Genomic DNA, 12,431 nt, shown 5'->3' with positions numbered 1-12,431 from the left:
TAGAGATATATAGTAAAAGCCACATCATTTTGTTGTGGCTTTTTTAATTATACTTTACTTTTCTTAACACACGAACAGCTTCTTTATACAATTTATAGACTTCAACACTGTGCTTTCTTAAATATGATTTTGCCTCTTCTAGTTTAGTAATGGCATCTTCAAACCCATTGAAATAACAAATTAAATAGGTCACAGGAAGATTTTTTAAATCCAATTCTTGCTGTTTATTAAGTGATGTCCCAATTTGAATGTTTTTTAGAAGTGCATTGTTAGAATTGTAAATATGATGCAATACTTTTTTATCATATTGTGGAGGCTCGAAAAGTAATTGCGTGTCAATCGTGTAGTTGGCACTTTCTTGAAAGCTGATAATCGTTTCTTCTAACTGAAAGTATTTGTTTGTTCCTTGTAACCCTAAGTTCACATATTCAATTATTTTAAAGGAATCCTCGTTGTATTCAATGGAGACCTCGTCTAACGTTGAAAAAAACAAACGCACTTGTTCATTAATTAACTCAATATCTACTCTTGAATAGAACACTTCGTCTTTCACTTCTTTTTTTTGTCCAGCCCAACACATAACAAAGTATTCTTTAAACACTTTGTATTGTGGATTATAATCTTTTCGTTTTTGCAGAAAGTCAAACACACCATCTAGAGTATGTTCAATATTATTCTGAGCATGATTTTCTATAGCAGTAACAATCTCAGAATTAGTGTCTGTAAGTTCAATATCAAATACCTTAGGCATACTCATACTGCCATCTCTAAAAAACACAGAACCACCATAATACTTCCATATGTTTTTGCGCAAGGATGTAATTTCATTTATTGGTCTAATAGTTACCAAACCAACTACTTTATCGTCAGGCAGATGAGGAAATGGAATGTTTTCATATTGCACTATGGGTGGATTAGCAAGATATGCATTGATGAGGTTTTGAATTTTGCTGTCATCAAAAAAATCAACACCAACAATCTTGTTGTCTTCATCTTCAACTCCAATAACGATGTACGAGTTGTTTTTTGGATTGCTATTAGAAAGCGCGCAAATGTGTTTTAAAAATTTGGCTTTCCCTTCTTTTTGACCAATGTCAATTTTTCGCTTTTTATCATAAAAACTATTCTCATCGTTGTGAGCTAATAGGTTTTTAATAAGTAAGCGTTTATTAATCATAACATCATTTCCTGCGAAAGCAGGAATCTTTTAAGTTAAAGATTTTTCTTCACGGTCACACTATTAGCCTGTGCCGTTGGGAATACTAATATATCGGCAAGGTTGACATGTTGAGGTCTTGTAACTGTAAAATAAATGATGTCTGCAATGTCTTCAGGTTGTAAAGCCTTATATCCTTTATATACATTGTCAGCCAAGGCATTACCTTTAAATCTAACTTGCGAGAATTCGGTTTCAACCAACCCAGGATTAATGGCAGAAACTTTAATGTCAAACGGATTCAAATCAATACGCATACCATCAGTAATGGCAATAACAGCATGTTTGCTAGCGCAATACACATTTCCTTTTGGATAAACTTCTTTTCCAGCCGAAGAACCTATGTTAATGATATGTCCAGATTGTCTTTTAGTCATTTTCGGAATGACTGCTTTGCTCACGTACAACAACCCTTTTACGTTTATATCTATCATGGCATCCCAATCCTCCAATTTCCCATCTTGAATAGGATCTAAGCCATGAGCATTTCCTGCGTTGTTTATTAAAATATCTATGTGCTTAAAAGGTTCTGGAAGCGATTCTATGGCTTTAAAAACCTCTGTTTTATCTCTAACATCAAAATTTAAAGTGATGACATCGGTTTGTTTTGATAAAGCAGTTTGTATGATGTTTAAACGCTCTTGACGTCTTCCACATAAAATTAATCGTATGCCATGTTTGGCAAATTCATAGGCTGTTGCTTTTCCAATTCCACTAGTTGCTCCTGTGATTAAAGCTGTTTTGTTTTGATTCATTTAGTACAGTTATTTAAATTCTAGTCAGTTAATGGTTGTTTTTTTGTAATTCGTATATAAAAATACTTATTACTTTATAATTATTGTATCATTGTTTATAGTGTTTTAAAATCTATATAGCATTAAAAACATCCAGAGCTTAAAGTTATTCGTAATTATTGTATAACCCAAAAACTTAAATATGAAAACAGTAAAAAATCTTAAATTAACAACTATTCTATTTTTAATTTTAATGTCTTTTAGTTGTAATGAAGATGAAGTTTCCACAAATAATGGGACTTCAAGTATTTCTGTAAGATTAATGGATGACCCAGCAGATTATGATAATGTATTCATCGAGGTAGTAGATGTTGAGGTAAAATTAAATGACTATAGTAATGATGAAAATGGATGGCAAAGTCTAAACCCTATTAATACTGGAATTTATGATCTTTTAGAATTAACGGGTGGAGTTAATGTGTTATTGGTTGATGATTTTCAGATACCTTCAGGAACATTAAACGAAATAAGATTAGTTTTAGGAGATGACAATACAGTTGTAATTGATGGTGAAAGTTTTTTGCTAAAAACTCCTAGTGCTCAACAAAGTGGGTTAAAAATAAAAGTAAATGAAACACTAGAAGAAAATATCAGTTATACATTTTTATTAGATTTTGTGGTTGATGAATCTATAGTCGTTGCTGGAAATTCAAGCAACATAATTTTAAAACCAGTAATAAGAGGATCTATAGAAGCTAAAACAGGAACTATTTCAGGACAAGTTTTACCAACAGGAATTCAAGTAGAAGTTGCTACAGAAATAGATGGTGAGACAATTTCTACCTATACAAATGAAGATGGAAATTTCATGTTAGTAGGTTTAGAAGAAGGTGCTTACAGTATAATAGTTACTCCGGAAGAAGCTTCAGGATTTACCCCATTAGTTATTGAAGATATAGAAGTAACTATAGGAAACACTACCACAATTGAAACAGTTAATTTTGAATAGTATATTTTAAAAAAGATAAAAAAAAGAGCATTGCTAATTAGTAATGCTCTTTTTTTTAACCAATTATTAACAGCACTACACAAAATATTTTAACAATTTGCGGTGTTGAAAAATGCGAGCTATATTCACGCATAAAAAAATAACAAAATGATAGAAGATACAGGTACAATTGACATCAAAACGATTAATGAGAAAATAGAAAAGGAAAGTGCTTTTGTTGATTTACTAACCATGGAAATGAATAAAGTAATTGTAGGCCAAAAGCATATGGTGGAGCGTTTGCTTATTGGTTTACTAGGTCAAGGGCACATTTTGCTTGAAGGTGTTCCAGGGTTGGCAAAAACATTAGCCATTAATACGTTATCGCAAGCAGTAGATGGTACATTTAGTAGAATACAATTTACACCAGACTTATTGCCAGCAGATGTTGTTGGAACCCTGATATACAATATAAAAGAAAACGATTTTTCAATTAAAAAAGGTCCAATTTTTGCCAACTTTGTTTTAGCAGATGAAATTAACAGAGCCCCAGCTAAAGTACAATCGGCTTTACTAGAAGCCATGCAGGAAAAGCAAGTAACTATTGGAGATGAAACATTTATTTTAGACAAGCCTTTCTTGGTAATGGCAACTCAAAACCCAGTAGAGCAAGAAGGAACCTACCCTCTACCAGAAGCGCAAGTGGATCGTTTTATGCTTAAAACAGTCATTGACTATCCAAAAATGGATGAAGAGCAATTAATTGTTAGAGCGAATTTAAGGGGTAGTTTCGAGAAAGTAAATCCTGTAGTATCTATTAAACAAATATTAAATGCTCAAAAGGCTGTTCGTGAAGTTTACATGGACGAAAAAATTGAAAAGTACATCTTAGATATTGTGTTTGCTACACGTTATCCTGAAAAATATAAGTTAGCCGATTTAAAACCACTTATTTCATTTGGAGCATCACCTCGTGGAAGTATTAACCTAGCTAATGCTGCTAAATGTTATGCATTTATTAAGCGTCGTGGCTATGTAATTCCAGAAGATGTTCGTGCAGTTGTACACGATGTATTGCGTCACAGAATAGGTATTACTTATGAAGCCGAAGCTGAAAATGTGACCTCAGAAGACATTATCAATAAAATTGTTAATGAAATAGAAGTACCATAAATGAGTTACCAGTAAATCAGTATTCAGTAGGCAATGCTTGCTAGAATTCTGATTTTTTTGACTGCTAACTGAAGACTGCACACTGCATACTTAAAACATGGATACTAAAGAGTTACTAAAAAAAGTTCGAAAAATTGAGATTAAGACACGTCGTTTGTCTGATCATATTTTTGGAGGAGAATACCATTCTACTTTCAAAGGGCGAGGTATGACCTTTAGTGAAGTACGTCAGTATCAATATGGAGATGATGTGCGTAACATAGATTGGAACGTAACTGCACGAACCAATGAACCTCATATTAAAGTTTTTGAAGAAGAAAGAGAACTTACTATGGTGTTGATGGTTGATATTTCAGGATCAGAATTTTTTGGAACAGTTAAGCAGTTTAAAAACGAAGTGGTTACAGAAATTGCGGCAACTTTAGCTTTTTCAGCCACTCAAAACAACGATAAAATAGGATTAATTTTATTTTCTGATGATGTAGAATTATACATTCCGCCCAAGAAAGGAAAATCACACGTGTTGCGTATTATTCGTGAGTTAATTGAGTTTCATCCTAAAAGCAAAAAAACAAATATTGCTGAAGCTTTAAAGTTTTTATCTAGCGTGATGAAGAAAAAAGCTATTGTTTTTGTGTTAAGTGATTTTATAGCAGATGATTACCATCATACACTTAAAATTGCTGCTAAAAAACATGACGTTACAGGCATTAGAATATATGATAAGCATGAAGAAAGTATTCCTAATCTTGGAATGGTACAAATGCAAGACGAGGAAACAGGCGAATTACTATTGGTAAATACTTCGTCAAAAAAAGTACGCCTTAATTATGGTAAATATTATAGAGATAAGGTAGATTATTATAAAGATAGCTTTAATAAATCAGGAGCTGGCGTTATAGATTGTCGTGCAGACGAAAGTTACGTGAAAAAATTATTGGGATATTTTAAGAGAAGAGGATAAAAAATGAACCACGAAACACAAAATATTGATTTAAATACAAAAAGAAACTTTAGAAGAAACTGGCTTCTGTTTTCTGTGTTTGTGCTTTTGTCATTGTTCTCTTTTGCTCAAAAAATAACTTCTTCTATTGATTCTACAACCATAAAAATAGGTCAAGAATTAGTTTATGAAATAGAAGTAGATGTAGATACATCTAGCGTAGTAGTGTTTCCTGAAGGACAAACATTTTTACCATTAGAAGTTTTAGAATCATATCAAGTTGATGCTACTAAATTAGGAGATAGATTTAAACTAATAAAAAAATACGGATTAACACAGTTTGATTCTGGCACCTATACCATACCAAGACAAAAAGTTTTAATTGGCGATTACGAATTTTTTACCGATTCGTTAAAAGTGGAGGTAAACACTATAGAAGTTGACACTACCCAGCAACCACTATATAGTATAAAGCCAATTATTGAGGTAGATAAAAGCCCAAGTAAATGGTGGTTATATTTACTCATTATAATTTTTACTTTAGCAGTAATAGCATTTTTACTCTATTGGTTTATTTGGAGAGAAAAGCCACTTACTGAAGAAGAAAAAGTAGCTTTATTACCTCCTTACGAACGTGCAAAGTTAGCCCTAGCACAGCTTGATGAATCAGGTTACCTAAAGAGTGAAAAACTAAAAGAATATTATTCTGAATTAACAGGAATTATTAGAAAATACCTAGACGAAAAGGTATATGATCATGCTCTAGAGAGTACTACAGAAGAGTTAATAACGAGGCTTCATTTGCTTAAAGATGGCAATCAAATAGACTTGAGCAAAGAGGATATTGAAAAAATAAACACAATTCTTAGACGAGCCGACTTAGTAAAGTTTGCAAAGTCAAAACCAGATATAGAATTAGCCAAATTAGACAGAGATACTATTGACATGGAAATTGACCATGTTAAAGAAGCGCTTCCTGAACCAACAGAAGAAGAGCTTTTAGCCGATTTAAAATATCAAGAAGAATTAGAAGAGAAAAAACGAAAAAGAAAAATTACTATTACTGTTGCTGCCTCAGTTTTAATTCTAGTAGCAACATACATAGGTTTTGGAATGCATTATGGTTTCAACTATATAAAAGACACCATTTTTGGAAATTCAAGTTTAGAGCTTTTAGAAGAAAAAGATTGGGTTACCAGCGAATATGGAGCTCCAGGTGTTATTATTACAACACCTAAGGTGTTAGAACGAAAACCTAACGAATTGCCAGAAAACTTAAAAAAGCAAATGCAAGTCGCTGCATTTGGCTTTGGAGATAAGAATACAAATTTTGATATTCTTGTTATTTCTACAAAAATGGCATCAACAGAACCTCCTGGAGGTCATGATCAAGAAAACGCCGAACAAGAAAAAAACGAGATAGACTTAATAAATGTTGCTGAAGGTCAACTTAAAAGTTTTGAAGAACGTGGTGTAACAAATATTATTACTAGAAGCGAACAATTTATAACACCAAATGGTCAGGAAGGTTTAAAAACCTACGGAACAGGTGATTTTGTTACTGAGAATGGAGATAACGTAAAAGGGCAATACGTTATTCTTGGGTTTACTACCCAAAACCTTTTGCAGCAAGTAGTACTTGTATGGGAAGAAGACGATGTGTATGCCGATCAAATCATGGAGCGTATATTAAATTCAATTGAGTTAATTAAGTTAGAAGACGACGAAGAATAATGTTAGAAGGAATAGAATTTTTAAACAAGCAGTTTTTTTGGGCATTATTAGTATTGCCTTTGGCACTTGTATGGTACATTTTTAAATATAAAAAACAAACCGCTGAGTTTAAAATATCTAGCATTAAAGGCTTTAAAATAGGAAGTTCAATATTGCCCAAATTTAAACATGTTTTATTCTTGTTACGCCTAGTGGCTTTAGCATTATTAATTACAGCATTAGCAAGACCACAAACGGTTGATGTTTCTACAAAAACAAAAACCACAAGAGGCATTGATATTGTTATGGCAATAGATGTATCGGCAAGTATGCTGGCCAAAGATTTAAAACCAAACAGATTAGAAGCTCTTAAAGCCGTGGCTGCCGAATTTATTGAAGGCAGACCAAATGATAGAATTGGTATCGTAGAATATGCTGGAGAAAGTTATACAAAAACACCTATTACCAGTGATAAATCTATCGTGCTAAGGTCGTTAAGAGATATAAAATACAACACTATTATCGATGGAGGTACAGCTATTGGAATGGGACTGGCAACAGCTGTTAATAGAATAAAAGACAGTAAAGCAAAAAGCAAAATCATTATTTTATTAACAGATGGAGTTAACAATTCAGGGTTTATAGACCCTAATACCGCAAGTGAATTGGCTGTTGAGTATGGTATTAAAACCTACACTATTGGACTAGGAACAAACGGTATGGCTTTATCGCCAATAGCTCATAGTCAAACCACAGGACAATTTCAATATGGTAGAGTTCAAGTAGAGATTGATGAAGAATTGTTAGAAGAAATAGCTAGTGTTACTGGAGGGCAGTACTTTAGGGCTACCGATAATAGAAAATTAAAAGAAATTTATAAAGAAATAGATAAGTTAGAAAAAACGGATGTAGAAGAGTTTAAATTCTATAACTACGAAGAAAAATATAGATCATTAGTACTATTTGCAGGAATACTGTTACTTATAGAAGTGCTATTGCGATTTACAATTTTTAGAAGTTTTATATAGCAGAATTTAAAAAAAGAATCAAGAACAAAAAAACCAGTTAAATATATTAGTAGATAGCTAATTACTACTACAGTAAACTGGACACAAAAAAAATGTTTCAACTAGAAGAAAAAATATGGTTTTGGTTATTGCTTATTATCCCTGTGGTAATAGTTATTTTTTTAGCACTTCAGCTCTGGAAAAGACATGTACAAAAGAAGTTTGCTAACGAACAATTATTAAAACGATTAAGCCCCAATAAATCCACGTTAAAATCAGTATTAAAGCTCATCGTACTTTGTTTAGCATTTGCTAGTTTAACCATTGCTATGGTAAACCCTAAAATAGGAACAAAGCTAGAAACCATAAAGCGTCAAGGTGTCGATATTGTTTTTGCGGTCGATGTTTCCAAAAGTATGTTAGCTGAAGATATTGCACCTAATCGTCTTGAAAAATCTAAGCAATTAGTAACGCAAATCATCAATAATTTAGCAAGCGATAGGGTTGGTATTATAGCCTACGCAGGAAAAGCATTTCCGCAACTACCTATTACTACCGATTATGCATCAGCAAAGATGTTTTTACAAAGTATGAATACAGATATGTTGTCATCTCAGGGTACAGCTATCGATGAAGCAATTCAGCTAGCAAAAACCTATTATGATGATGAAGAACAAACAAATCGAGTCCTAATTATTATTTCTGATGGTGAGGATCATAACAATATTGCAACTTCTGTAGCGGAAGAAGCTAGTGACGAAGGCATTAAGATATTCACCATTGGTGTAGGAGACACTAAAGGAGCACCTATTCCTATAAAGCGTAACGGCATTATACTTAATTATAAAAAAGACAATGATGGTGAAACGGTTATAACTAAGCTCAATGAAGAGACATTAATTGATATTGCTAAAGAAGCAAGCGGACAATATATTAATGGCACTAACACGAGTGAGGTTGTTGAAACCATTCGTGACATTTTAAACAATATGGATAAAAAAGAATTTGAAGCTAAGCAATTTGCAGAGTATAAAGACCAGTTTCAATGGTTTTTAGGTTTAGGTATTTTCTTTTTATTAATAGATATATTTTTATTGGAACGTAAAACAGCATGGTTAAACAGTTTAAATTTATTTAACGAAAACTTATGATTTTTTTACATAAAAAAGTAGTATTATTCGGTGATATTCATCAAGTAACGAAAGATATATGTAGTATGAAATATGTATTCACTTTTTTATTAACCTTATCAATTTCTGTAGCCTTTGCACAAGAAAAGGACAAAGCATTGCAAAAATCTAACGATTTTGTCTATCAAGGAAACACTTTAATAGATGAAGATTTTATAGCAGCCGAAAAAGAGTACCGAAAAGCCATTTCTAAAAAGCCAACTAATGCAGTAGGAGCTTATAACCTAGGAAATGCTTATTATAAAACCGAAAACTTTGACGAAGCGTTATTACGCCACATCGAAGCTGCTAATGTAGCTAAAACTAAAGAAGAAAAGCATAGAGCATTTCACAACATTGGTAATACACTAATGGAACAAAAAAAATGTAAAGAAGCAGTTGAAGCCTATAAAAATGCTTTAAGAAATAACCCTAGTGACGAGGAAAGTAGATACAACCTTGTAGTAGCTAAAGAGTGTGCTAAACAGCAACAACAAAACGAAGACCAGAATAAGGATAAAGACAAAAAAGACGAAGAGAAAAAGGACGAAAAGAAAGAAGATAAAGAAAAAAAGGAAGACGGAGAAAAAGAAGAGGAAAATAAAGATGAAGGCGATCAAGACAAAAAGGATGGTGATAATAAAGAAGACGATCAGGGCAAGCCTAAAGATGATAAAGACGAGAAAAAAGATGGTGATCCTAAAAATAAAAATGATAAACCAGAACCGCAACCTGGAAAATTATCGCCTCAGCAAGTTAAAAACTTGTTAGAAGCAATGAACAATGAAGAGAAAAAGGTGCAGCAAAAAATAAATGCCAAAAAAGCCAAAGGAAAGAAAGTAAAAGCCGAAAAAGATTGGTAAAATGAAACATCTTAATACTATCTTAAATTATAGTTAGATATTCAATAGATGTTACATGTGACAGATGAAAAATGATAATGATTAACACATGAAACTCAAGCTCCATATAATTGCATTTTTAATCACCTGTTTTGCTTCAGCTCAAGTAACTTTTGAAGCAAAAGTTAGTAAGAAAAAATTAGGTATAAATGAGCGTTTGCGCATCGATTTTGTAATGAATAAGGATGGCGATAACTTTAATCCACCAAATTTTGAAAACTTTACCATTGTTGGAGGCCCTAGTCAAGCCATTAATAATTCTTGGATAAATGGTGTTAGGTCGTTTTCAAAAACCTACAGTTATTTTTTGGCACCTAAAAAAAGAGGAAGGTTTACCATTGGGCAATCTACTATAGAGATAGAAGGCGAAACCTATAAAACATTACCTATTACTGTAGAGGTGACTGCTGCCATAGATAAACCCAAAGACGTTAACGACCCAAACTATATAGCGTCACAAAACATTCATTTAGTAGCCGAAGTTTCAAAAACCAATCCTTATTTAAACGAAGCCATCACAGTTGTATATAAACTCTATATTTCACCTAATACAGGAGTTGAAACATGGAGAGAATTAGATAATCCAAGATATGCCGATTTTTGGAGTCAGAATATTAATGTAAAGGAATTAAAGCTTATAAATAGTACTTATAAAGGAGAAGATTATAGGTATGTTGTTCTAAGAAAAACGGTACTTTATCCACAAAAAACCGGTAAACTTAATATTGAACCTTTAACCTTAGATATTAAGGTTCAAGTGCCAACTAACAGACGTGATATTTTTGGAAGCAGACTATTAAAAACAGTACATCGTACAGTTGCCGCAGGTAACAGAACCATTAATGTAAAACCATTGCCTAAAGAAGGCAGACCATTAGATTTTTCGGGAGCTGTAGGAAGCTTTGATTTTGAAGTATCAGCTAATAAAAGTCAACTTAAAGCAACCGAAGCTTTAGAGGCAACCGTAAAAGTATCTGGAAAAGGAAACTTAAAACTTTTTGAACTCCCTAAGTTAACACTTCCAAGTTCATTAGAGGTTTACGAGCCCGAACATAGTGAAAATGTATCAACAACTTTAGCAGGAATGCAAGGGCAAATATCAGATACTTATACCATTGTGCCATCTTATCAGGGTAAATATCCAATACCAAGTGTTTCATTTTCGTATTTCGATATCAATACAAAGCGCTATAGAACAATAACATCTGATGAGCTTGTAATTAATGTTAACGAAGGACCTATAAGTAGTGAAAACACTAATGAAAATACTACAACTTTAACAAAAGAACCAGTAGTACAGGTTGTAGGACAATTCTTATCTTTTAAAACAAAAACCAATTTCATTCCAATCGAGACATCATATTTCTATAAATCTAAGTCTTTTTGGATGTTATTATTAGTGCCTTTTTTAATTATTCCAATAACAATCTTACTAAGGCGTAAAAAAATAGAAAGAGATAATGACATTGTAGGAAATAAAATAAGAACAGCTAATAAACTAGCTCGAAAGTATTTAAGTGAAGCAAAAAAATCTTTAGGCAACAAAGAAGAATTTTACAACGCCTTAGAACGTGCATTACATAATTATTTAAAATCTAAACTTCATATCGAGACGAGTGAGTTTAGTAAAGACAAAATCTCAGAATTGTTAACTCAAAAATCTGTTAATAATAATACGGTTGTAGAATTTAACAGTCTCCTTGAAAGTTGTGAGCTAGCAAGATACACACCATTTTCGAATGTTGAAATGCAACAAGATTACGATAAAGCAGTACGAGTAATTTCAACTTTAGACAAACAAATTAAGAGATAGTAATGAGATATATTTTATACATAGTCGTTTTGTTGTTTAGTATGTCTTTAAGTGCTCAAAACGATGATTTATTTGATAAAGCCAATAAACTTTATAACAATGGCAGTTTTCAAGAAGCAATTGAAAGTTATGAAAGTATATTAAGTAATGGTGTTCATTCTAGTGAGTTATATTTTAACTTAGGAAATGCGTATTATAAACTTAATAGAATTGCACCAAGCATTTATTATTATGAGAAAGCTTTGCAATTATCACCAAACAACAAAGATATTAAGAATAATTTAGGTTTTGCTCAAAATATGACTGTTGATAATATTGAAATTATTCCGGAAATAGGTTTGTCTAAAATAAGGAAAAGCATTATCAATGCGTTTAATTTTGATACTTGGGCAATACTCTCCGTATCATTTGTATTATTATTTGTATTATTATTTTTAGGGTATTATTTTTCAAGTGCCACAGCTAAAAAACGGTTGGCATTCATAGTTAGCTCAACCTCTCTTGGTTTAGCAATCATGTGCTTATTTTTTGCTCAACAAAAATATCAATACACCCAAAAAGATAAACCAGCAATAGTGTTTGCAAAAGAAACCGATGTTAAAACAGAGCCAAATTTACGAAGTGAAATAGCATTTACGCTACACGAAGGCACAAAGGTTTTAGTGTTAGAGAGTTATGATGAAAATTGGATAAAAATAAAATTAGCTGATGGAAAAATAGGTTGGATTCCATCAGAAGATATTAAGTTGTTGAATGATATTTAATATTTCCTT

The 12,431-nt window shown here is 32.2% G+C and carries 11 protein-coding genes; 9 read left to right on the top strand and 2 right to left on the bottom strand.

From position 1 onward, the window contains the following. Nucleotides 1-43: 43 nt before the first annotated feature. Nucleotides 44-1,177 carry an ATP-binding protein gene (locus E5167_RS02665; RefSeq protein WP_136840754.1) on the bottom strand — a complete coding sequence of 378 codons (1,134 nt, stop codon included), beginning with the start codon at nt 1,175-1,177 and terminating at the stop codon, nt 44-46. A gap of 35 nt (nt 1,178-1,212) precedes the next feature. Further along, nucleotides 1,213-1,971: an SDR family NAD(P)-dependent oxidoreductase gene (locus E5167_RS02660; RefSeq protein ID WP_136840752.1), complete on the bottom strand. Its 759-nt coding sequence runs from the start codon at nt 1,969-1,971 to the stop codon at nt 1,213-1,215. A gap of 181 nt (nt 1,972-2,152) precedes the next feature. Between E5167_RS02660 and E5167_RS02655 the strand changes: the two genes are divergently transcribed. The 9 genes from E5167_RS02655 (at nt 2,153) to E5167_RS02615 (ending at nt 12,422) form a co-directional block, all read left to right on the top strand. Further along, on the top strand, nt 2,153-2,959 hold the full coding sequence (locus tag E5167_RS02655; RefSeq protein ID WP_239021927.1) for a DUF4382 domain-containing protein: 807 nt from the start codon (nt 2,153-2,155) through the stop codon (nt 2,957-2,959). 147 nt (nt 2,960-3,106) lie between these two features. Then, nucleotides 3,107-4,111 (top strand): AAA family ATPase, encoded by a 1,005-nt coding sequence (locus tag E5167_RS02650; RefSeq protein WP_136840750.1) that lies wholly within the window; start codon nt 3,107-3,109, stop codon nt 4,109-4,111. Nucleotides 4,112-4,208: 97 nt separating this feature from the next. After that, the gene (locus tag E5167_RS02645) at nt 4,209-5,075 is read left to right on the top strand and encodes a DUF58 domain-containing protein (protein ID WP_136840748.1); all 867 of its coding nucleotides are present in this window, start codon (nt 4,209-4,211) and stop codon (nt 5,073-5,075) included. A gap of 3 nt (nt 5,076-5,078) precedes the next feature. Then, on the top strand, nt 5,079-6,788 hold the full coding sequence (locus E5167_RS02640) for an ETRAMP family protein (protein WP_239021926.1): 1,710 nt from the start codon (nt 5,079-5,081) through the stop codon (nt 6,786-6,788). Then, a complete protein-coding gene (locus E5167_RS02635) occupies nt 6,788-7,795 on the top strand; it encodes a VWA domain-containing protein (protein ID WP_136840746.1) in 1,008 nt (335 codons plus the stop codon). The genes E5167_RS02640 and E5167_RS02635 overlap by 1 nt, the downstream gene beginning before the upstream one ends. A gap of 92 nt (nt 7,796-7,887) precedes the next feature. Further along, nucleotides 7,888-8,925: a vWA domain-containing protein gene (locus E5167_RS02630; protein ID WP_136840744.1), complete on the top strand. Its 1,038-nt coding sequence runs from the start codon at nt 7,888-7,890 to the stop codon at nt 8,923-8,925. Then, a complete protein-coding gene (locus tag E5167_RS02625) occupies nt 8,922-9,806 on the top strand; it encodes a tetratricopeptide repeat protein (protein WP_317130356.1) in 885 nt (294 codons plus the stop codon). Before E5167_RS02630 ends, E5167_RS02625 begins: the two co-directional genes overlap by 4 nt. A gap of 88 nt (nt 9,807-9,894) precedes the next feature. Then, nucleotides 9,895-11,658: a BatD family protein gene (locus tag E5167_RS02620; RefSeq protein WP_136840742.1), complete on the top strand. Its 1,764-nt coding sequence runs from the start codon at nt 9,895-9,897 to the stop codon at nt 11,656-11,658. A 2-nt stretch (nt 11,659-11,660) separates the two neighbouring features. Beyond that, nucleotides 11,661-12,422 carry a tetratricopeptide repeat protein gene (locus E5167_RS02615; protein WP_136840740.1) on the top strand — a complete coding sequence of 254 codons (762 nt, stop codon included), beginning with the start codon at nt 11,661-11,663 and terminating at the stop codon, nt 12,420-12,422. Nucleotides 12,423-12,431: the final 9 nt, after the last annotated feature.

The sequence above is a fragment of the Pontimicrobium aquaticum genome, from assembly GCF_005047595.1.
GTDB lineage: Bacteria > Bacteroidota > Bacteroidia > Flavobacteriales > Flavobacteriaceae > Pontimicrobium > Pontimicrobium aquaticum.
The sequence above is the reverse complement of the archived record's forward strand: the minus strand, read 5'-3'. Positions and strand labels throughout refer to the sequence as shown.